23 protein-coding genes and 1 pseudogene are annotated in these 20,577 nt (G+C 73.6%); 9 read left to right on the forward strand and 15 right to left on the reverse strand.

All coding sequences use genetic code 11. The features are described from left to right. Nucleotides 1-82 precede the first annotated feature (82 nt). From H7X46_RS21310 to nucS, 6 genes are all read right to left on the reverse strand, one after another. Nucleotides 83-1,606 carry an aldehyde dehydrogenase family protein gene (locus H7X46_RS21310; RefSeq protein WP_186361086.1) on the reverse strand — a complete coding sequence of 508 codons (1,524 nt, stop codon included), beginning with the start codon at nucleotides 1,604-1,606 and terminating at the stop codon, nucleotides 83-85. A gap of 64 nt (nucleotides 1,607-1,670) precedes the next feature. Further along, a complete protein-coding gene (gene ehuA / locus H7X46_RS21315) occupies nucleotides 1,671-2,435 on the reverse strand; it encodes an ectoine/hydroxyectoine ABC transporter ATP-binding protein EhuA (protein ID WP_186362811.1) in 765 nt (254 codons plus the stop codon). A 4-nt stretch (nucleotides 2,436-2,439) separates the two neighbouring features. Then, nucleotides 2,440-3,096, reverse strand: coding sequence for an ectoine/hydroxyectoine ABC transporter permease subunit EhuD (gene ehuD / locus H7X46_RS21320; RefSeq protein WP_186361087.1), 657 nt, complete (start codon nucleotides 3,094-3,096; stop codon nucleotides 2,440-2,442). After that, on the reverse strand, nucleotides 3,096-3,809 hold the full coding sequence (gene ehuC, locus H7X46_RS21325) for an ectoine/hydroxyectoine ABC transporter permease subunit EhuC (RefSeq protein WP_186361088.1): 714 nt from the start codon (nucleotides 3,807-3,809) through the stop codon (nucleotides 3,096-3,098). Before ehuC ends, ehuD begins: the two co-directional genes overlap by 1 nt. Nucleotides 3,810-3,824: 15 nt before the next feature. Beyond that, nucleotides 3,825-4,730, reverse strand: coding sequence for an ectoine/hydroxyectoine ABC transporter substrate-binding protein EhuB (gene ehuB / locus H7X46_RS21330; RefSeq protein WP_186361089.1), 906 nt, complete (start codon nucleotides 4,728-4,730; stop codon nucleotides 3,825-3,827). A gap of 141 nt (nucleotides 4,731-4,871) precedes the next feature. Continuing rightward, on the reverse strand, nucleotides 4,872-5,531 hold the full coding sequence (nucS, locus tag H7X46_RS21335) for an endonuclease NucS (RefSeq protein ID WP_186361090.1): 660 nt from the start codon (nucleotides 5,529-5,531) through the stop codon (nucleotides 4,872-4,874). Nucleotides 5,532-5,604: 73 nt separating this feature from the next. Between nucS and H7X46_RS21340 the strand changes: the two genes are divergently transcribed. Further along, nucleotides 5,605-6,141 carry an NUDIX domain-containing protein gene (locus tag H7X46_RS21340; RefSeq protein WP_370589078.1) on the forward strand — a complete coding sequence of 179 codons (537 nt, stop codon included), beginning with the start codon at nucleotides 5,605-5,607 and terminating at the stop codon, nucleotides 6,139-6,141. 92 nt (nucleotides 6,142-6,233) lie between these two features. Next, the gene (locus tag H7X46_RS21345; protein ID WP_186361091.1) at nucleotides 6,234-7,526 is read left to right on the forward strand and encodes a GAF domain-containing sensor histidine kinase; all 1,293 of its coding nucleotides are present in this window, start codon (nucleotides 6,234-6,236) and stop codon (nucleotides 7,524-7,526) included. On the opposite strand, the gene H7X46_RS21350 is transcribed toward H7X46_RS21345, so the two are convergent. Beyond that, complete coding sequence (locus H7X46_RS21350; protein ID WP_222131378.1) at nucleotides 7,426-7,968, reverse strand: helix-turn-helix domain-containing protein; 543 nt, start codon at nucleotides 7,966-7,968, stop codon at nucleotides 7,426-7,428. The two genes, H7X46_RS21345 and H7X46_RS21350, sit on opposite strands and share 101 nt — an antisense overlap. Beyond that, the gene (locus H7X46_RS29135; protein WP_222131379.1) at nucleotides 7,914-8,102 is read right to left on the reverse strand and encodes a helix-turn-helix domain-containing protein; all 189 of its coding nucleotides are present in this window, start codon (nucleotides 8,100-8,102) and stop codon (nucleotides 7,914-7,916) included. Before H7X46_RS29135 ends, H7X46_RS21350 begins: the two co-directional genes overlap by 55 nt. Before the next feature lie 73 nt (nucleotides 8,103-8,175). Between H7X46_RS29135 and H7X46_RS30865 the strand changes: the two are divergent. Together H7X46_RS30865 and H7X46_RS21360 are read left to right on the forward strand one after the other, a co-directional pair. Then, nucleotides 8,176-8,400 (forward strand): annotated as a pseudogene (locus H7X46_RS30865) (acyl-CoA dehydrogenase family protein); the annotation flags it as partial. Between the two features lie 490 nt (nucleotides 8,401-8,890). Further along, nucleotides 8,891-9,322 (forward strand): acyl-CoA dehydrogenase family protein, encoded by a 432-nt coding sequence (locus tag H7X46_RS21360; protein WP_370589079.1) that lies wholly within the window; start codon nucleotides 8,891-8,893, stop codon nucleotides 9,320-9,322. 3 nt (nucleotides 9,323-9,325) lie between these two features. Here the strand turns inward: H7X46_RS21360 and H7X46_RS21365 are convergent, their stop codons facing one another. Continuing rightward, on the reverse strand, nucleotides 9,326-10,555 hold the full coding sequence (locus H7X46_RS21365) for a cytochrome P450 (RefSeq protein ID WP_186361092.1): 1,230 nt from the start codon (nucleotides 10,553-10,555) through the stop codon (nucleotides 9,326-9,328). A 42-nt stretch (nucleotides 10,556-10,597) separates the two neighbouring features. Beyond that, the gene (locus H7X46_RS21370) at nucleotides 10,598-11,335 is read right to left on the reverse strand and encodes a TetR/AcrR family transcriptional regulator (RefSeq protein WP_186361093.1); all 738 of its coding nucleotides are present in this window, start codon (nucleotides 11,333-11,335) and stop codon (nucleotides 10,598-10,600) included. 49 nt (nucleotides 11,336-11,384) lie between these two features. Between H7X46_RS21370 and H7X46_RS21375 the strand changes: the two genes are divergently transcribed. Genes H7X46_RS21375 through H7X46_RS21385 form a run of 3 tightly spaced genes read left to right on the forward strand, consistent with a single transcriptional unit; the run spans nucleotide 11,385 to nucleotide 14,051 of the window. After that, complete coding sequence (locus H7X46_RS21375) at nucleotides 11,385-12,158, forward strand: enoyl-CoA hydratase-related protein (RefSeq protein WP_186361094.1); 774 nt, start codon at nucleotides 11,385-11,387, stop codon at nucleotides 12,156-12,158. Between the two features lie 25 nt (nucleotides 12,159-12,183). Next, on the forward strand, nucleotides 12,184-13,074 hold the full coding sequence (locus H7X46_RS21380) for a transporter substrate-binding domain-containing protein (RefSeq protein WP_186361095.1): 891 nt from the start codon (nucleotides 12,184-12,186) through the stop codon (nucleotides 13,072-13,074). A gap of 35 nt (nucleotides 13,075-13,109) precedes the next feature. Then, a complete protein-coding gene (locus H7X46_RS21385) occupies nucleotides 13,110-14,051 on the forward strand; it encodes a hypothetical protein (RefSeq protein WP_186361096.1) in 942 nt (313 codons plus the stop codon). Between the two features lie 109 nt (nucleotides 14,052-14,160). Here H7X46_RS21385 and H7X46_RS21390 read toward each other — a convergent pair whose 3' ends face one another. Beyond that, a complete protein-coding gene (locus H7X46_RS21390; protein ID WP_186361097.1) occupies nucleotides 14,161-16,179 on the reverse strand; it encodes a protein meaA in 2,019 nt (672 codons plus the stop codon). 210 nt (nucleotides 16,180-16,389) lie between these two features. Between H7X46_RS21390 and H7X46_RS21395 the strand changes: the two genes are divergently transcribed. Continuing rightward, nucleotides 16,390-16,725 (forward strand): hypothetical protein, encoded by a 336-nt coding sequence (locus H7X46_RS21395; protein ID WP_186361098.1) that lies wholly within the window; start codon nucleotides 16,390-16,392, stop codon nucleotides 16,723-16,725. Nucleotides 16,726-16,731: 6 nt separating this feature from the next. On the opposite strand, the gene H7X46_RS21400 is transcribed toward H7X46_RS21395, so the two are convergent. Further along, nucleotides 16,732-17,580, reverse strand: a complete 849-nt coding sequence (locus tag H7X46_RS21400; RefSeq protein ID WP_186361099.1) for a DUF1206 domain-containing protein — start codon at nucleotides 17,578-17,580, stop codon at nucleotides 16,732-16,734. A 74-nt stretch (nucleotides 17,581-17,654) separates the two neighbouring features. Further along, on the reverse strand, nucleotides 17,655-18,923 hold the full coding sequence (gene murA / locus H7X46_RS21405) for a UDP-N-acetylglucosamine 1-carboxyvinyltransferase (protein ID WP_186361100.1): 1,269 nt from the start codon (nucleotides 18,921-18,923) through the stop codon (nucleotides 17,655-17,657). A gap of 125 nt (nucleotides 18,924-19,048) precedes the next feature. On the opposite strand from murA, the gene H7X46_RS21410 reads away from it, so the two are divergent. Beyond that, nucleotides 19,049-19,645 carry a cob(I)yrinic acid a,c-diamide adenosyltransferase gene (locus H7X46_RS21410; RefSeq protein ID WP_186361101.1) on the forward strand — a complete coding sequence of 199 codons (597 nt, stop codon included), beginning with the start codon at nucleotides 19,049-19,051 and terminating at the stop codon, nucleotides 19,643-19,645. Nucleotides 19,646-19,697: 52 nt separating this feature from the next. Here the strand turns inward: H7X46_RS21410 and H7X46_RS21415 are convergent, their stop codons facing one another. Both H7X46_RS21415 and H7X46_RS21420 read right to left on the reverse strand, forming a co-directional pair. Next, the gene (locus H7X46_RS21415; RefSeq protein ID WP_186361102.1) at nucleotides 19,698-20,144 is read right to left on the reverse strand and encodes a DUF2550 domain-containing protein; all 447 of its coding nucleotides are present in this window, start codon (nucleotides 20,142-20,144) and stop codon (nucleotides 19,698-19,700) included. A gap of 19 nt (nucleotides 20,145-20,163) precedes the next feature. Next, entirely contained in the window at nucleotides 20,164-20,532 is a 369-nt protein-coding gene (locus H7X46_RS21420) for a F0F1 ATP synthase subunit epsilon (RefSeq protein WP_186361103.1), read from the reverse strand. Between the last annotated feature and the right edge of the window lie 45 nt (nucleotides 20,533-20,577).

The following is a 20,577-nucleotide window of genomic DNA, read 5'->3' on the forward strand; positions in this document are numbered from 1 at the left end:
TCGACGTCACTGTCTCGCGCGCGATCCTGCCATCCGATCCCCACCCGTGAGTGGTTCGGAGGGCCGTGACGCTGCTAACCACTCACAGGCGGCCGTGCCGCACCTTCACGATCCCGAGCAGCGCCTGCATGGTCTTCGCCGTCCGCCGGAAGCTCGTCACCACGATCGGCATCGCGAACCGCTGCCGGGCGATCGACTGGGCCCGGGTGAACTCGCGGAGCCCGTCGGCACCGTGGATCCGGCCGAAACCGGACTCGCCCACACCGCCGAACGGCAGCGCCGGGATCCCGGCGAACGAGATCACGCCGTTGATCGACACCATCCCGCAGCGCAGCCGCTCGGCGATCTCCTCGCCGCGCTTCGCGGAGAACACCGTGGCGCCGAGGCCGTAGCCGGTGGCGTTGGCCCGGCGGACCGCCTCGTCGACGTCCGGGACCCGGTTCACGACCAGCAGCGGGGCGAACGTCTCCTCGGTGACGGCGACCGACTCCTCGGGGACGTCCGCGATCACCACCGGGTCGATCCGGCCGTCGTCGCGCACCGAGTCGGCGCCGCCGACGATCGCCCGCCCGCCGGACGACAGGGCGTCGCCGACGTGCCGGCGCACGATGTCGGTCTGCGACGGCATCGTCATCGGCCCGAGGTCGCCCTCGTTCGCGGCCGTCCCGGTCCGGAGCTTCGCCGCGGTCGCGCGCACCTTCTCGAGGAATCGCCCGGCGACCGCGTCGACGACGTAGACCCGCTCGACGCCCACGCAGGTCTGGCCGGCGTTGGACATGCCGCCCCAGACGGCGGCGTCCGCGGCGGCGTCCAGGTCGGCGTCGGCGTCGACGATCAGCGGGTCCTTGCCGCCGCACTCCATCAGCACCGGCACCAGGTTCTCCGCGCACGCGGCCATCACCCGCCGCCCGGTGGCGGCCGACCCGGTGAAGGCGATCTTGCCGATCCCCGGGGCCCGGCACAGCTCGGCGCCGGTCGGCCCGAACCCGGTGACGACGGTCAGCAGCGGGTACCGGCCGACCTCCGGCACGGCCTCGGCGAGGGTCCGGGCGAGCTCGTGCCCGACCCCGGGAGTCAGCTCGGAGGGCTTGAACACGACGGTGTTGCCGGCCGCGAGCGCGTACGCGATCGAGCCCATCGGCGTGAAGACCGGGTAGTTCCACGGCCCGATGACGCCCACGACCCCGAGCGGCCGGTACGCGACCGACGCCGCCTGGTTGGCCATGAGCAGCCCCGGCGAGACCGAGCGCTTCCCGAGCACCTTCTGCGCGTTGCCCGCGGCCCAGTCCAGGTGGTCGATCGCGAGGACGACCTCGAGCCGCGCGTCGTCGAACGGCTTCCCGGTCTCGTCGGCCACCACCCGCGCCACCCGGTCCAGCTGGGCGACCAGCACCTTCTTCCACGCAGCGAGGCGGCTGCGCCGGCCGGCGAACCCGAGGCCGTCCCACCAGGCGGCGGCCTCGGCCGCGGCGCGGACGGCGGCGCGGACGTGCTCGCCGTCGTGCACCGGGTAGCGGGCGAGCTCGGCACCGGTCCGCGGGGACAGCGAGGCGAACTCGTCCGGGGCGGGCGTCGTGGTCGCGGAGTCGGCAGCGGTGGCACTCACGTGATCAGCGTAAACGCACCGGCCGGGTCCGGTCGTGCCCGCGCTGGCCCGGTGGGGCCGGGCCTCAGCCGCGGCCGAGCACCGCGCGCAGGAACTCCCGGGTGCGTTGCTCGTGCGGGTCGTTGAACAGCTGCTCCGGGGGCCCCTGCTCCACGATCCGGCCGCTGTCGAACATCATCACCCGGTGCGCGAAGTCCCGCGCGAAGCCCATCTCGTGGGTGACGCAGAGGATCGTGATGTCGGTGGCCGCACCGATCTGCCGCAGGACGGCCAGCACGCCGGCGACCAGCTCCGGGTCCAGGGCCGAGGTGACCTCGTCGAGCAGCAGCACCTGCGGGCGCATGGCCAGCGCCCGGGCGATCGCGACCCGCTGCTGCTGGCCGCCGGACAGCCGGGTCGGGTGCTCGTCGATCTTCCCGGACAGCCCGACCAGGTCCAGCAGCTCCTCGGCGCGGGCGTCGGCCTCGGACCGGGACAGCCCCAGCACCCGGATCGGGGCCTCGGTCAGGTTGCCCCGCACGGTCATGTTCGGGAACAGGTTGAACTGCTGGAACACCATCCCGATGGGCTTGCGGACATCCCGCAGGTGACGCTCGTCCGCGGGCACCAGGACGCCGCCCTGTTCGCGGTGCGTCAGGCACCGCCCGGCCACCGTGATCGTCCCGGCGTCGACCCGTTCGAGGGTCATGAGCAGCCGCAGGATCGTGGTCTTCCCGGATCCCGACGGCCCGATGAGCGTGACGTGCTCGCCCGGTGCGACCGTGAAGTCCAGCCGGTCGCACACCACGGTGTTGCCGAACCGCTTCTCGACGTGATCGAAGACGATCATCGGGTCAGGTGCCGACACGGTTCCGCTCCAGTCGTCGGACCAGCATGGACGCCGGGTAGCTCAGCAGCAGGAAGAACAGCCCGGCCAGGGTGTAGGGCTCGACGTACCGGAACGTCTCCGACCCGACCTGCCGCCCGGCGTTGACCAGCTCCACGACGCCGATCGCCAGCAGCATCGGGACCTCCTTGAACATCGAGATCACGTAGTTGCCCAGCGCCGGCAGCACCCGCGGCACCGCCTGCGGCAGGATCACCGCCGTCCACACCCGGCTGCGCGGCAGGTTCAGCGCGGTCGCCGCCTCCCACTGCCCGCGCGGCACCGCATCGATCCCGGCCCGGTACACCTCCGAGGTGTAGGTGGCGTAGTGCACCCCGAGCGCGAGCACCCCGACCGTGAACGCGCCCAGCGTGATCCCGAACCCGGGCAGCACGAAGAACAGGAAGAACACCTGCACCAGCAGCGGCGTCGAGCGGACCACCTCGACGAACGCCCACAGCAGCTGGTCGAGCACCGGGATCCGGGCCCGCCGCAGGACGGCGATGACCAGGCCGAGCACCAGGGCCAGCACCGACCCGAGCAGGGTGATCTCGACCGTGGTGACCAGCCCGCCCAGCAGCACCGGCAGGATCTCGATCGCGAAGCCCCAGTCCCAGAGCGGCATCACGAACCCCCGCCCACTCCGGCCGGCAGCACCGGCCGCTGCCGCCCGACCGTGCGTCCGACGCGGGCCGCGGCCACCCGTTCCGCGAACCGCATCCCGGCCGTGATCAGCGCCGCGAGCAGCAGGTAGATCAGGAACACGATCCCGAAGATGAGCAGGGTGTCCTGGCCGAACGCCGGGATGAGCACGTCACGGGCCTGCCGGGTCACCTCCTCGACGGTGATCAGGGAGAGGATCGCGCTGGACTTCAGCAGCTGGATGAAGAGGTTGTTCATCGGCGGCAGCGCCTCCACCACGGCCTGCGGCAGGATCACCCGGCGCATCCGCTGGACCGGTCCGAGGCCGAGCGCGATCGCGGCCTCGTACTGCGCGCGGGGCACCGACTGGACCGCACCGCGCACGACCTCCGCCCCGTACGCGCCGTGGTTGAGCCCGAGCACGATCACGCCGGCCCACAGCGGGACGAGCTGGTAACCCACCAGCACCGGCAGCACGAAGTAGATCCAGAACATCTGGACCACCTCGGACGTGCCGCGGAAGCCCTCCACGTAGATCCGGGACAGCACCCGCACCCACCGCTGCGGCGCGAGCAGCATCAATCCCGCGACCACCGCGAGCACGATGGTCAGCACGATCCCGCCGACGGTGGCCACCACCGTCTGCGGGAGTCCCTCGGCCAGGACGGCGAGGATCGTCGGCAGGTTGTCCAGCACGAGCGTCGCCCGCGGTCAGGCCGCGCAGAGCCGCTCGGTGGTGACCTCCGGCCCCGGCAGGTTCTCCTCGGTGAAGCCGAACGGGCCGGCCAGCTGCAGCCACCGCCCGCTCTCGTGCAGCTTGCGGAGCTCGCCGTTGAAGGCGTTCCGGAACTCGTCCTCGCCGTGGCGGAACACGAACGCGCCGGCCGAGATCGTCTCCTCGCCGTTGATCACGGGGAAGAAGCCCGGCGTGACCTCGACCGCGGCGCCCGGGTTCTTCTTCACCACGTCGTTCAGCGAGATGTTGGTCAGCGCGGCGGCGTCGGCCCGGCCCGCGGTCACCGCCTGCAGCAGCGAGTTCTGCGCGTCCAGCACCTGGATCTGGGCCTCGGGCACCCCGCTGTCGGTGGCGTACCCCTGCTCGACCGCGCCGCTGAGCACCGCCAGGCGCAGCCGCTTCGTCCGGACGTCGTCGAAGGTCGCCACGCGCTGCGGGTTGCCCCGGGGCACGAGGAACGCGGTGGGCGCGGTGTAGTCCGGGATCGAGAACGCCGCGTTGCGGCAGCGCTCGGGGTTGATGAACATGCCGGCGGTGACCAGGTCGAACTGGCGGGCGTTCAGCGCCGGGATCAGCGAGCCGAAGTCGACGGGCGTCGCCTGGACCTCGGGGACACCCAGTGCCTGCAGCACCGCGCGCCCGACCTCGACCGACTCCCCGGTCACCCGCCCGCTCGGGTCGGTGAACCCGTAGGGGGCCTCGTTCGCGATACCGATCTTGATCGTCCCGGCCTCCCGGGCGGCGGCCAGCGTGCCGCCCTGGCCCCCGCCCCCGCCGGTCTGGGTGCAGGCCGAGAGCACCGCGGGCCCGCCGAGCGCCACCGCCCCGGCCACCGCGACACGCCGGAAGAACTGCCGCCGGGTGTAACCACCATCGGACATGAGGGCCTCCTTGCCGGTGTCCTGCACGGCATGCCGGTAGGCAGCAGAACCTAGGGGGCACTCGATCGTGGCGGCATAGTCGTTACCGGACCGCAATCCGAATTAGGGCGTGTCGTGGCCCGGAGACCTGCGGCCGGCGAATCAGAACAGCAGCAGGTCGTCGCGCTGCATCCCGCGCAGCGCGTCGTAGTCCACGGCGACGCAGCGGATCCCCCGGTCGGTCGCCAGGGTCCGGGCCTGCGGCCGGATCTGCTGCGCGGCGAACACGCCCTGGACCGGGGCGAGCAGCGGGTCGCGGTTCATGAGCTCGAGGTAGCGGGTGAGCTGCTCGACGCCGTCGATCTCGCCGCGGCGCTTCACCTCGACCGCGACGTGCCCGCCGTCGGCGTCACGGCACAGCAGGTCGACCGGGCCGACGGCCGTCATGTACTCGCGGCGGACCAGCGTCCAGCCGTCGCCGAAGGTCTCCGGGTGCGCGGCGAGCAGCTCCTGCAGGTGCGCCTCGACGCCGTCCTTGACCAGGCCGGGGTCGACGCCGAGCTCGTGGGACGAGTCGTGCAGCACCTCGTCGATGGTGATCACGAGCGACTCGTCGGCCTTGTTGCGCACCGTCCACACCCCGGACTCCTCGGTGAGCCAGCACGGCGGCGACATCCAGTTCAGCGGCTTGTAGGCGCGGTCGTCGGCGTGCACGCTCACCGAGCCGTCCGCCTTGACCAGCAGCAACCGGGGGGCCATGGGGAGGTGGGCGGTCAGCCGTCCGACGTAGTCCACCTGGCAGCGGGCGATGACGAGACGCACCCGGCTCACTGTAAGGCGACGGCGGCGGGCCGGGTGGGGCGGGTGAGCGGTGCTGCGCCAGGCTGGGCGGGTGATCGAGCAGACCGCCACCCGCCTGGTCTACGCGAACAGCTGGATGACCGTCCGGGAGGACCGCATCCGCCGCCCGGACGGCACCGAGGGGATCTACGGCGTCGTCGACAAGCCGACCTACGCGCTGGTCGTCCCGCGCGACGATGCGGGACGGCTGCACCTCGTCGAGCAGTTCCGCTACCCGGTCGGCGAGCGCCGCTGGGAGTTCCCGGCCGGCACGGCGCCGGACCGGGACGACCAGGACCCGGCCGAGCTGGCGGTCCGCGAGCTCGTCGAGGAGACCGGCCTGCTGGCGACGACGTGGACGATGCTCGGCACCCTGGACGTCGCCCCCGGCATGTCCAGCCAGCGCGGCCACGTCTACCTGGCGACCGGGCTGACCGCCGGGCCGCCGCAGCGCGAGCACCAGGAACAGGACATGCGGGCCGCCTGGTTCACACCCGCCGAGTTCGAGGAGATGGCGCTGCGCGGCGAGCTCACCGATGCGCAGAGCCTCGCCGCGTACACCCTGCTGCGCCTGCACGACGCCCGGCGCTGACCGAGGGACGGGACACCGGTGGCGGCCGCCTCTATCGTGGGCGCCATGATTCCGGCCTCACCGCTGCGGCCCGCCGTGACCAGGTGGTTGCCGTGACGGCCGGCCGCGGCCTCGGGCTCGGCGACCCGGAGCGGGAGAACGCCGTCCTGCTCGACATCATCGAGGCCACCGCATCCGGCCCCGGGGTGGAGCCGCTGGCCGCCGCCGTCGCCCGGGTGATCACCGAGGCGACCGCCACCGACGTCTGCTTCGTGCACGTCCTCGACGACACCGACACCGCGCTCACCCTGGCCGGTGCGACCCCGCCGTTCGACGCGCTGGTCGGCACCGTGCACCTGCCGCTCGGCCACGGGGTGAGCGGCTGGGTGGCCGCCCAGCGCACCCCCGCCGTCATCCAGGACGACAAGACCTCCGACCCGCGCTACCTGCCGATCCCGGAGCTGCGCGGGGAGGACTACACCTCGATGGTGTCGGTGCCGATGCTCTCGGAGCCGTACGGCCTGGCCGGGGTGCTGAACGTGCACACCGTGCAGCGGCGCGAGTTCGGTGACCGGGACGTGCGGCTGCTGCTGGCGATCGGCCGGCTGCTGGCGGCGGCGCTGCACCAGGCCCGGATGCACCGGCGGCTGGAGGCCAGGGAGCGGGTGCACGAGCGGTTCGCCGAGCAGACCGTCGCCGCGCAGGAGACCGAGCGGCGCCGGCTCGCCCGCGACATCCACGACGGCATCTCGCAGCGGCTGGTCACGCTGTCGTTCCACCTGGACGCGGCCGGCACCCTGCTGTCGCAGGGCGAGGCCGGCGAGGCGCGCACCCAGCTCGCGCGCGCCTCCGAGCTGGTCGGCACCACCCTGGACGAGGCGCGGGCGGCGATCGGCGCGCTGCGCCCACCGGTGCTCGACGACCTCGGCCTGGCCGGCGCGCTGGCCGGGCTGGCCCGCGACGTCCCCGAGGTGGACGTCCGGCTCGACCTCGACGAGCGGCGGCTCGCCGACCACGTCGAGGTGGCGCTGTACCGGATCGCCCAGGAGGCGCTGCAGAACGTGCACAAGCACGCCGGCGCCGGCCGGGTGCTGCTGCGGCTGGCGTGGGGCGACACCGGTGTCCGGCTGGAGATCGGCGACGACGGCGCGGGGTTCGCCACCTCGGGCGACGGGTACGGCATGACCTCGATGCGCGAGCGCGCCGAGCTGATCGGCGGGACGCTGGAGGTCCGCTCGCTGCCCGGCTCGGGCACGACGGTCGTGGTCACCGCGCCGTCCGGCACCGACCCGTCCGGCGACGAGCTCACGCCGGCAGACCTGCCCGGCCCCGGCGCACGTACGGGGTCACCGGGCTCAACCGGAGCGACGCCGGCAACCGGACGAGCACCTCTCGACGACCGGTGAGCGTGAGCCGCCCGTCCCGGGCGGCCGCCAGCAGCTCCAGCATTCCCTCCCAGACCTGGTAGAGCACGCCGAGCGGCGACTCGATCGTCGCGTCGACCTCGTAGCCGGGGTCGGTGAAGCACAACGAGACGTCGTGCGGCTCGACCACGAACCAGAACCGGGTGCGCCGCGCGTCCGGCACCCGCACGTGCACCACCACCCGCCGACCCCCGAACGGAGCCGGGTCGATGCCGCCGCAGATCCACCACATCAGCACGACCGGGTCCAGCTCGTCCGGGCGCGGCTCCCCGAACGCCCACCGCGCACCCCATTCGGCCAGCCCGAACAGCATCGGGCGGAGCTCCTCGCAGGCCGGTGTCGGCAGGTACCGGCCCTCGGAACGCACGATCAGGCCGTGCCGCTCCAGGTGGTCGAGCCGCTTGGACAGCAACGCCCGCGACATCCCGGCAGGCCACGGGCGAGCTCGTTGAACCGGGTCGCGCCCACGAGCAGGTCCCGGATCACGAGGAACGTCCACCGGTCGCCGAGCAGCTCGATCGCCCGGGTGATCGGACAGTACTGCCCGTAGCGTGTCATGCCCCGAAGGATGCTCCCGGCGGTTCATTTTCAGAACTGGGCGAGCCCGCGCGGCCGCCCCACGCTGAGCTCCATGACCACCACATGGGCACCCACCACGATCACCGACGACGCCGTGTCCGCCCTGGCCACGGCGGTCGGGCAGGCCGCTGCTCCGTTCGAGGAGCAGCACGACCGGGACGCCACGTTCGTCACCGAGGCATACGCAGAAATGACGACCCGCGGGTACCTGCGGCTCGCGGTCCCGGCCGAGCTCGGCGGGCTCGGCGCGGACACCCGCCAGGTGCTGCTCGCCGAGGAGGAGCTGGGCAGCTGGTCCGGCGCGGCCGCGCTGTCCGCCGCGATGCACCTGTACCTGACGCTGCTGCAGCGGCGCCGGTGGCGGGGCGGGGCACCCGACGCGGAGCGGGTACTGCGCCGGGTGGCCGAGGACGGCCTGATCCTCGCCACCAGCGGGGGCTCGGACTGGGTCCGGCCCACCACCGTCGCGACCGAGGTCGAGGGCGGGTACCGGTTCGACGGCCGGAAGACGTTCTGCAGCCAGGCCCCGGTCGCCGGTGCGCTGTCGACCTCGGCGGTGCTCGGCCCACCGGGGCCGGGGGCCACCGTCCTGCACGCCGGGGTGCCGATGACCGCGCCCGGCGTCACGGTCGTCGAGACCTGGGACACGCTCGGCATGCGGGCACCGCCAGCCACGACGTCGTGCTCGACGGCGTGTTCGTGCCCGCGGGGGCGTCGTCGGCACGCGGCCCTACGGCGAGCTGTCCGGCCCCCTGCTGGCGGCCGCGATCCACTTCGCGCCGGTCGCCGCGGCGGCCTACCTCGGGGTCGCGCGGGGTGCGCTCGCCGAGACCGGGCGGCTGCTGGCCGCCCGGACCGATCCGCCGGCCTCCGCGGTGCGCCGGCTCGGGGAGGTCACCGCACGGGTCCGCGGGGCGCGCTGGGCGCTGCACGGTGCCGTCGCCGAGGTCGGCGAGTACCCACCGCTCGACGAGGCGACGCTGGCGACCGTGATGACCGCCAAGCGGCAGGCCGTGCTGGAGGCCCGGGCCGCCGTCGACGGGGCGATGGAGATCGTCGGCGGGCCCGCGTTCCATCGCGGCTCGGCGCTGGAACGGGCCTACCGCGACGTGCGTGGCGGCCCGTTCCACCCGCTGCCGCCGGAGTCGACGCTCGAGCTCCTGGGTACCCGTGCCCTGCGGGCGGCCGCGCGGACCTGAACCTCAGGACGTGCGGACCGGCAGTTCCGCGACCCGGCTGAATCCCGGCTGCACCATCCACGGGATCTCCCGGGCCGGGACCGCGAGGGCGAGGTCACCGAACCGCTCGAACAGCATCCGCAGGGCCACCTCGCCCTCCTGCCGGGCCAGCGCCGCGCCCAGGCAGTAGTGCGCGCCCTGCCCGAACCCGAGGTGCCCCTCGCCGCGCCCGGTCTCCCGGCGGACGTCGAGCTCGTCGGGCCGCTCGTAGGCCCGCGGGTCGTGGTTGGCCGCGAGCAGCCCGGCGGTCACCGGGGTGCCGGCCGGGATCGGGACCCCGCCCAGCTCCACGTCCTCGACCGGGTACCGGAACTGGGTGAACTGGACCGGCCCGCGCGTCCGCATCAGCTCGTTCACCGCCTGCGGCCAGCGGTGCGGCTCGGCCCGCAGCACGGCGAGCTGGTCGGGGTGGGTCAGCAGGGCCAGCACGCCGTTCGAGATCAGGTGCGCGGTCGTCTCGTGACCGGCGATCACCAACGCGAAGATCATCGTGACCATCTCGCGGTCGGAGAGCCGGTCGCCGTCCTCCTCCTGCGCGGCGATCAGCGCGCTGACCAGGTCGTCGGCCGGTTCCGCGCGGCGGGCGTCGATCAGCGCGTGCGTGTGGTCGACGGCCGCGCGCAGGACCCCGGACATCCGTTCGGGGTCCCGGCTGGTCAGCACCCGGCCCCACTCGTGCCACTGCGGCCGCTGGGCCTCGGGCACGCCGACGAGCTCGCAGATGACGGTGATCGGCAGCGGGTAGGAGAACGCCTCGACGAGGTCGACCCGCCCGGCCGCGGCGATGTCGTCGAGCAGCCGCGCGGTGATCTCCTCGACCCGGGGGCGGAGCGCCTGCACCCGCTTCACGGTGAACGCGCGGGACACGAGCTTGCGCAGCCGGGTGTGCTCCGCGCCGTCGGTGGTGAGGATGTTCCGGATCAGGTAGCCGGCCAGGTCGTCGTCCAGCCCGAGCTTCTGCAGGATCAGCTCCCGCACGCCCGGCCCGCCCGCGAGCTCGGGGTCGTTGACGAACCGCGGGTCGGTGAGCACGGTCCGGACGTCGTCGTACCGGGTGACCAGCACGACCGGCGGCGAGCCCAGCATCGTCACGTGCGTGACCGGCGCCTGCTCGCGCAGCCGGGCGAACCCCGTGTAGGGGTCGGCGGTGAACTCCGGTGCCGTCAGGTCCTGCACCTCGGTCGGCGTGCTCATGGCGTTGCTCCCCCTCGTGGTGGTGGCGCGTCGCGGCCGGGATCACCGGACGCGGCGGCGCCATTCGGTGTCGATGTGGTCGATCAACGGCCGGTACAGCGCGGCCACCTCCGCCGCGACCCGCGCGGCGCCGGACTCGGGGGCCGGGCCCGCCAGCAGGCGGCGGACGGCGTGCTCGATCAGCTCGCCGCGGCGGCCGCTGTCCGCGGGCACGAACGTCCCGGACTGCGGCAGGCCGCCCAGCACGAAGAACCCGTAGGTGACCGCGGCCCAGCTGTGCACCTGCTCGTCGACGTCCAGGTCGTCGGCGACCAGCCCCGCCTCGCGCAGCAGCCGGAGGTAGCGGCGGGACACGTCGTTGCGCTGCGCGGCGAGCTCGCCGAGCGTCTCCGCCGCCTCGTGGACGAGCCGGCCCAGCACCTCGACGTCGCCGAGGTACAGCACCCGGGCGACGTCGTCGCCGAGCATCCGCTCGTACATCAGCCGTGACATCCGCCAGGGCAGCGCGACCGCGGGCTCGGCGAGGATCCGGTCGGCCAGGTCGGCCAGCATCCGTCGCTGCGCGCGCAGCAGGACGGTCAGGAACAGCGCGTCCTTGGTGCGGACGTGCAGGTAGACGGTCCCCTTGCCCACCCCGGCCCGGCGCGCGACGTCCTCGATCGTCACCCGCCGGTAGCCCTGGCGGACGAGCAGCTCACCCGCCGCGTCGAGCACCCGCTCCATCCGCGCGGTGTCCCCGGCCGGCGGCGCCGCTGTGACTGGATTGACGGATCCGGTCATGCGGTCAGAGTAGCTCCCGCCCGGGGCGCTGTCGAGATACCGTCGAGCCATGTCCGACTACGAGCATCTGCTGGTCAAGCAGGACGGCGACACGGTCCGGATCACGATGAACCGGCCCGCACGCCGGAACTCGCTGACCGAGGAACACCTGCGCGAGCTGCTGGACGCCTTCGAGTCCGCGGGCCGCAGCGACGCGACCGGCATCGTGCTCGCCGGTGAGGGCAAGGCGTTCTCGTCCGGCCACGACTTCGGCGACGTCGCCGGCCGCGACCTCGCCCGCGTCCGCGACCTGCTCCGCCTCTGCACCACGGTGATGCGGACCGTGCAGGAGGTCCCGCAGGTGGTCGTCGCCCGGGTGCACGCCACCGCCTGGGCGGCCGGCTGCCAGCTCGTCGCGTCCTGCGACCTGGCCGTCGCCGCCGAGTCGGCGACGTTCGCCCTGCCCGGCGGCAAGGGCGGCTGGTTCTGCCACACCCCGGCCGTCCCGGTGGCCCGCAACGTCGGCCGCAAGCGGCTCATGGAGCTGGCGCTCACCGGCGACCCGATCGCCGCGGTCACGGCCGCCGAGTGGGGCCTGGTCAACTACGCCGTCCCGGACGCCGAGCTGGACGCCCGGGTCGACGAGCTGCTCGCCCGCGCCACCCGCGGCAGCCGGCTGTCCAAGGCGGTCGGCAAGCAGACCCTCTACGCGCAGCTCGACCGCCCCGAGGCCGACGCCTACGCCATCGCCTCCGAGGTCATGACCTCGATGTCGCAGTCCGGCGGCGCCCGCGAGGGCATGGCCGCGTTCCTGGAGAAGCGCGCCGCGCAGTGGCCCGACTAGGAGATCCCCTAGGCTCGGCCGGACCATGGGGGATCCGGGCCGACTGAGCAGGCGGGGACTGCTCGGCGCCGCGCTGGCGCTGGGCGGTGCCGCGCTGGCCGGCGGCTGCGGCCGTGAGTCGTCCGATCCGCTGGCCCGGTTGCGCAGCGGCGGGGACGTCGTCGTCGGGCTCTCCGGGGAGCGCCCGTTCGGCTACACCGACGGGTCGGGCCGGCCGACCGGGGAGAGCCCCGAGGTGGCCCGCGCCGTCGTCGCCGAGATCGGCGGCGGCGGGCTGATCGCCGTCCAGGTCGCGTTCGACCAGCTCATCCCCGACCTGCTCGACGGCCAGTTCGACGTCATCGCGGTCGGGCTCACCGTGACCCCGCTGCGCTGCCAGCAGGTCGCCTTCTCCCGGCCGGACTACGTCGCCAGCACCGCGCTGCTCGTCCCGGCCGGGAACCCGCTCGGCGTGGCCACCCTGGCCGGGGTCCGGCGGGCCGGTGCGACGCTCGGGGTGCTCCGCGGATCGGCCGAGCAGGAGTTCGCGTACGCCGCGCACATCCCGGCGGACAGGATCGTCACGTTCGACTCGCAGGGCGCGCTCGTGCGCGGGGTGGCCGCGGGTGAGGCCCAGGTCGGCGCGCTGACCCGGATCGCGCTGCTCGACGAGGTCCGGCGCAACGCCGGCATAGGCCTGGAGGTCACCGCCGGGTTCACGCCCGAGGTCGGCGGGCGCCGGGTCGCCGGAGCCGGCGCGTTCGCGTTCCGGCCGGGCGACGCAGCGTTCCGCGCCGAGTTCGACCGCGGCCTGACCGCGCTGCAGGAGTCCGGACGCTGGCTGGAGATCGCCCGGCCGTTCGGGTTCACCGAGCACAACCTGCCGCCGCGCGACCTCACGATCGACGAGCTCTGCGCCCGCACCCCCGAGTCCTGACCGCCCCGGCGGGCGCGGGATGCGAGGATCCGCCCATGGTGCTGCGCATCGCCGGCTTCCCGGTCCCCGGTCCGTCCGAGCTGCTCACCGGGGCGGCCGGTGTCCTCGACCGGACCGGTGAGCTCGCCGGATCGGTCGTGGCACTGCCGGCCCGCGCCGGTGAGCTGATCGACGAGGCCGGGTCGCTGGTCGGGCGGATCGCCACGATCGCCTCCCGCGCGGAGGACCTGCTGGACCGGGTGGACGGCGTCGTCGCCCGCGCGGACGTCCTGATCGGGACCGTGGAAGGGGTCGCCGCGGAGGCGACCGAGGTGGTCGGGCAGGTGCGGCCGGTGGCCGACCGGGCAGCCGACCTCGTCACGCGGGTCTCGGGAGTAGCCGACGACGCCACCGGCCTGATCACCCGCGTCTCCGGGGTCGCCGACGACGCCGGCAGCCTGATCACCCGAGTCTCGGGGGTCGCCGAGGACGCGGACGGCCTGGTCCGCACCGTCACGACGGTTGCCGGTGAGGCCGAGGGCCTGGTCCGCACGGTCACCGGTGTCAGCGACCGCGCCGGGCACCTGATCGCGCAGGTGGAGCAGGTGACCGGGGACGCGACCGGCGTCGTCGACGCGGCGAACCGGGTCGCAGCCCGGGCCGGCGAGGTCGTCGACCAGGCCGCGGGCACCAGCGACCAGGCCGGCCGGCTGCTCGACGTCTACGGCCCGCTCGCGCACCGGGCAGCGCCGCTGGCCACCCGGTTCGTCGACGAGCTCTCCGAGACCGAGGTGCACGCCGCGATCAAGCTCGTGGACCAGCTCCCGGTGTTCACCGAGCACATGGAGAACGACATCATGCCGATCCTGGCCACGCTGGACCGGGTCGGCCCGGACGTCCACGAGCTGCTGGACGTGCTGAAGGAGGTCCGGCAGGCGATCGTCGGGATCCCCGGCTTCAAGCTGCTGAGCCGCCGCGGCGAGAGGGACGAGGCCTGACCCGCCGCTCCCCCAGCACCCTAGCCGCCAGCACCCCCACTCATGGAGCTTCAGTCCCGTGGCACAGGACTGAAGCTCCATGAGTGTGAGACCGGGCGGGGGCGCGGGCTCAGGAGAGACCCTGGGCCTGCCGGATCAGCGTGACGATCTCGTCCATCATCTCGGTCAGCCGGAAGTTCTTCGGCGTGAACACCGCGGCGACCCCACCCTCGCGCAGCCGCTTCTCGTCCTCCGGCGGGATGATCCCGCCGACCACGACCGGGATCTCCCCCGCGCCGGCGTCCCGCAGGCCCTGCACGACGGCCGGCACGACCTCCAGGTGCGACCCGGACAGCACCGACAGCCCGACGGCGTGCACGCCCTCCTGCACCGCCGCCGCCACGATCTGCGACGGCGTCAGCCGGATGCCCTGGTAGACGACCTCGAACCCGACGTCCCGGGCCCGGACGGCGACCTGCTCGGCGCCGTTGGAGTGCCCGTCGAGGCCGGGCTTGCCGACCAGCAGCCGCAGCCGCTGGCCGAGCTCGTCGCCGGTGTCCCGGACCCGCGCGCGGACGTCGGCGATCTCGGCGGCACCCTCGCCGGACGCGGTCGCCGCGGACACCCCGGTCGGGGCCCGGAACTCGCCGAACACCTCGCGCAGCGCGCCGGCCCACTCGCCGGTGGTCACGCCCGCCTTCGCGCAGTCGATCGAGACCTGCACGAGGTTCCGGTCGGTCTTGGCCGCGTCCCGCAGCGCGCGCAGCGCCTCGTCGACGGCGGCCTGGTCGCGTTCCGCACGCCACCTCCTGATCGCCTCGACCGCGGCCCGCTCGGTCTCCGGGTCGACGGTGAAGATCGCCTCGGCGCCCTCGGCCTGCAGCGGGCTGCGCTCGGTGGTCTCGAACTTGTTGACGCCGACGACGACCTCGTCGCCGGACTCCAGCCTGCGGCGCCGCGCGGCCAGCGAGCTGACGAGCTCGCCCTTCATGTAGCCGCTCTCGACGGCCGCGACCGCGCCGCCCATCTCCTGCACGCGGTCGATCTCGGCGCGGGCGCCGTCGACGAGCTCGGTCACCTTCGCCTCGACGACCCGCGAACCGTCGAAGATGTCCTCGTACTCGAGCAGGTCGGTCTCGTAGGCCAGCACCTGCTGCATCCGCAGTGCCCACTGCTGGTCCCACGGCCGCGGCAGGCCGAGGGCCTCGTTCCAGGCCGGCAGCTGCACGGCGCGTGCCCGCGCGTCCTTGGAGAGCGTGACGGCCAGCATCTCCAGCACGATCCGCTGGACGTTGTTCTCGGGCTGGGCCTCGGTCAGCCCCAGCGAGTTGACCTGGACGCCGTAGCGCAGGCGTCGCTGCTTGGGGTTCTCGACGCCGTAGCGCTCGCGGGTGATCTCGTCCCAGAGCCGGGCCAGTGCCCGCATCTTGCACATCTCCTCGACGAACCGGATGCCGGCATTGACGAAGAACGAGATGCGGCCGACGACGTCGCCGAACTTCTCCGGCGGGACCTGGCCGGAGTCGCGGACGGAGTCGAGCACCGCGATCGCGGTGGACAGCGCGTACGCCAGCTCCTGCTGCGGGGTCGCCCCGGCCTCCTGCAGGTGGTAGCTGCAGATGTTGATCGGGTTCCACTTGGGGATCTCCGAGACCGACCAGGCGACCATGTCGGTGATCAGCCGCAGGCTGGGCCCGGGCGGGAACACGTAGGTGCCCCGGGACAGGTACTCCTTGACGATGTCGTTCTGGGTGGTGCCGGCGAGCTTCCTCCGCACGTCGGCGTAGTCGAGCCCCTGGTCCTGCGCCTGCTCCTCGGCGACGGCGACGTAGAGCGCCAGCAGCCACATCGCCGGGGCGTTGATCGTCATGGAGGTGTTGGCCTCGGCGACCGGGATGCCCTCGAACAGCGCCCGCATGTCACCGATGTGGCTGATCGGCACGCCGACCTTGCCGACCTCGCCCTTGGCGAGCTCGTCGTCCGGGTCGTACCCGGTCTGGGTGGGCAGGTCGAAGGCGACCGAGAGGCCGGTCTGGCCCTTGGCGAGGTTGCGCCGGTAGAGCTCGTTGGTCTTCTCCGCCGACGAGTGCCCGGCGTAGGTCCGGATCACCCACGGGCGGTCGCGCTCACGATCGGTCGGGTACGGCACCGGACACCTCCGCGTCGTCGTCGGCACAGCCGGTCCAGATTCTACTGGCGAGTAGGGCACGGCGGGCGTCGAGTCGCCCCTCGTCACACCCTCCTGCGCGGAAAACTACGCGATCTGCGCGACATATCAAGCGCTGGATCGGTTCACCCCGCCGGCCGGCCAGGACCCGCGAACCCAGCGGGACCGTCCCGGGGATGCGACCATCGGCCGGTGGCGTTCGACCTCGTCCCCCGTCTGGGCACGATCGTCGGCATGCTCGTGGCCCTGGTCGTGATCTGCCTGCTGTTGCGTTGGACCTTCGGTCACCACAAGAACCTGCTGCTGCCCACCGAGGACCCCGACGACCCGGTCGCGACCGGGCTGCTCACCGAGGTCGCCCGGCGGCCGGACGCCGACGCCGCCGCGACGCTGCGCGAGCGGCTGCGCTCCGAGGGGATCCGCTCGACCGTGTCCCCCGCCGACGACGGCGGCTACGCCCTGCTGGTCTTCCCGCGCGACGTCCCCGGCGCCACGGCCGTGCTCGGCCGCGACCACCCGCCGGGCTGAACCGGGTCAGGACACCCGGTGGTACCGGGCGTCGAAGAAGCAGAACAGGCCGTAGCAGGCGATCCCGAGCCCCACCGCGAGCAGCAGGACCACCCCGTAGGGCTGCTCACGCAGCGTCTTCAGCGCCGCGTCCAGCCCGTTCGCCCGCTGCGGGTCGTAGGTCAGCGCCGCACTCACCAGCAGCACGCCCACCACGCCGATCGCGACCCCCTTGGCGATGAAGCCCACCTGCCCGGTACGGGCGTTGAGCCGGCGGGTCCGCAGGCTCGCCGCGAAGAGGTCCTGGTCCTCGGTGAACTGCTTCCGCCAGCCGTTCCTGATCATGTTCCCGCCGACGGCCAGTACGACGACCCCCACCACGGCGATCAACACCGGACCGCCCGGCAGCCCCAGCACTCCGGCGGCCGCCCGGCTGCCCCCGGACGAGGTGCGCCCCTGGACCGCCGTCGTCGCGGCGGCGGCCCCGAGCGCGGCGTAGACCACCGCGAGCCCGGCGGAGGCGATCCGCTTCCAGATCCGGAACCCGCGGCTGCCCACCACGCCGACACCGCGGACCGCCACCAGGGCGCGCCACAGCACGACCGCGGCGAACCCGGCCACCACCACCCAGAGCAGGACCCGGCCCATCGGCTCGGCGGCGATCGCGGTGAACGCTCCGTTCTGGTCCGCCGGGGCCCCCGATCCCAGGGCGACCTGCACGGCCAGCCAACCGATCAGCAGGTGCAGCACCCCGTAGGCGGCGATGCCGACCCGCGCGGCGACCCGCACCGGCGCCGAGCGTGCCGCGGCCCGCGCGCCCCGGTCCGCCGTACGACCGGCCCGGTGCACGTCCTCCGCGTCGGGGGTGCTCACCATGGCCGGCCTCCTCCGCTCTCCGGTGGTGAGCCTGCCACGACCGGGTGGCGGCGGCAGCGCCACCGGGCCGGCCGCTACCGCTCCGGCTCGCCCGCGACCCGCCGGATGTCCGCGCCCAGCGCGGACAGGTTCTCCACGAAGCGCGGGTAGCCGCGGTCGATGTGCGCGACGTCCCACACCTCGGTGGTGCCCTGCGCGCACAGCCCGGCCAGCACCAGCCCGGCCCCGGCCCGGATGTCGCTGGCCCACACCGGGGCGCTGGAGAGCTCCGGCCGCCCCCGGACGACGGCGTGGTGCCCGTCGGTGCGGGCGTCGGCGCCGAGCCGGACCATCTCGTCGACGAACCGGAACCGGGCCTCGAACACGTTCTCGGTGATCATCGAGGTGCCCTCGGCGACCGCGGACAGCGCGATCGCCATCGGCTGCAGGTCGGTCGCGAAGCCCGGGTAGGGCAGCGTGACGAAATCGACCGCCTGCGGCCGCCCGTCCATGGCGACCGAGAACTCCTGGTCCCCGACGGTGATCCCGGCGCCCGCGCTGCGCAGCTTGTCCAGCACCAGGTCGATGTGGTGCGGGTCGACGCCGCGCACCGTGACCTCGCCGCGGGTCATCGCGGCGGCGAACGCCCAGGTGGCCCCCACGATCCGGTCGCCGATCACGCGGTGCGTGGTCGGCTGCAGGCCGGCGACGCCGTGCACCGTCAGCGTCGACGAGCCGACACCCTCGAGCTTGGCGCCCATCTGCTGCAGCATCACGCAGAGATCGACGATCTCCGGCTCGCGGGCGGCGTTGTCGATGACGGTCGTCCCCTCGGCGAGCACGGCCGCCATCAGGATGTTCTCGGTCGCGCCCACGCTGGGGAAGTCCAGCCACAGCTGCGCGCCGTGCAGGTCACCCGCCGTCGCGGTGACGCTGCCGTGCACGATGTCGGTCGTCGCACCGAGCTTGCGCAGCCCGTTCTGGTGCATGTCCAGCGGCCGGGAGCCGATGGCGTCACCACCGGGCAGCGGGACGACCGCCCGCCGGCACCGGGCGACCAGCGGGCCGAGCACGCACACCGATGCCCGCAGCTTCGACACCGAGCGGTAGTCGGCCTCGGCGCCGGGGTGCGCCGGCACGTCGATGTGCACGGTCGACCCCTCGATGGCCACCGTGCAGCCCAGGCTGCGCAGGACGTCGGCCATGAGCGGCACGTCCAGGATCTCGGGGCAGTTGGTCAGCGTCGTCCGGCCCTCGGCCAGCAACGCCGCCGCCATCAGCTTGAGCACGCTGTTCTTCGCCCCGACGACGTCGACGGACCCGCTCAGCCGGGCCCCGCCGCGGACCGCGAAATGCTCCACCACGCCAGGAACGGTAACGGGACGGAGATCGTGGCCCGGCCACACCCCGACGTGCCACGGCCCGGTACGCCGTCCGGCGCAGCCTGCCGCCTGGTCGTCGTGCCGGGCCGAGGCACTAGCCTGTCGGGGTGGCGGTTCACCTCACCCGGATCTACACGAAGACCGGCGACGACGGCACGACGGCCCTGGGCGACTTCAGCCGGGTCCGCAAGACCGACCCGCGGCTGGCCGCGTACGCCGACACCGACGAGGCGAACGCCGCGATCGGCGTGGCGGTGACCGTCGGCGGGCTGGACGAGCGGGTGGTCGACCCGCTGCGGCAGATCCAGAACGACCTGTTCGACGTCGGCGCGGACCTGTGCGCGCCGATCGTGCCCGAGCCGGAGTACCCGCCGCTGCGGGTCACCGAGGGCTACGTCACCCGCCTCGAGGCGTGGTGCGACGAGTTCAACCCCGAGCTGCCGAAGCTCAACTCGTTCATCCTGCCCGGTGGGACGCCCGGTGCCGCGTACCTGCACGTCGCCCGGACCGTGACCCGGCGGGCGGAGCGGTCGGTGTGGGTGCTGCTGGAGGCCGACCCGGAGCGCACCAACCCGCTGACCGCGCGGTACCTGAACCGGCTCTCGGACCTGCTGTTCATCCTGGGCCGCGTCGCGAACCCGCAGGGCGACGTGCTGTGGCAGCCGGGCGGCCCGCACGGCGCGCCCGACGCCGGCCCGGCCTGACCCACCCGCACTCCGACAGGCGCCCCACCGGAGCGGGGGCTCCAGCGTGGTCCTACGAGGCCTGGCTGTAGTGGCTGCGGCCCGGCGGCGTGGACTCCAGCCAGGCCAGAAAACCGGTACGGACGTCCCGGGACATCGCGAGCTCGACGTCGATGGCCCGGCCGCCGGCGTCCCGGCCCCGGCAGCGCAGCACCTCGACCGCCATCGGGATCGCGAACTCCTCGGAGCGGTGCGGGGGCCTGCGGTCGACGATGTCCAGCGCGGCCCGGTCCAGCACCACGGTGGGGCCGATCCGGAAGCTCGTGAGCCGGTACCAGGCGAACCGCTCGCCCTCGTAGCGGCCGACCCCGAAGTGCCAGTCCGTGACGGCGAAACGGCGGCGCAGACACAGGTCCACGCCGCCGTTCCGCATCAGTCGTACCCGCCGTACGGCGAGCCAGGCCAGAGGGACGACCAGGCACAGCAGCAGAACTCCGACGATCGCCGCGATGAGATCCACTGCCGTGCCGGTCCCCGGTCTAGCGGGCCTCGGCCGCCCGCAGGCGGGCCTCGGCCCGTGCCTTCGCCGCCTTGCCGTCGTCGGAGTCGTCGGCGCGGTCCAACGCCCGGCGGGCGCGCTCCACGTCGATCTCCCCGGCGTGCTCGGCGAACTCGGCCAGGATCGACACCCGCTCGGCCGACACCGACAGGAACCCGCCGTGCACCGCGATGGTGTTCTTCGCGCCGTCGGTCCCGTCGATGCGGACGGTCCCGGCCTCCTCCAGCTGGGCCAGCATCGGCTGGTGGCCGGGGAGGATCCCGACCTCGCCGACGGTGGTGCGAGCGATCACGAAGCGTGCATTGCCCGACCACAGCCGGCGCTCCACGGAGACCAGCTCCACGGTCATCTCAGCCGGCATACGCTGCTCCGATGTTCACTCCGCAAGCTCCGT

It is taken from the genome of Pseudonocardia sp. C8 (assembly GCF_014267175.1).
Lineage (GTDB): Bacteria > Actinomycetota > Actinomycetes > Mycobacteriales > Pseudonocardiaceae > Pseudonocardia.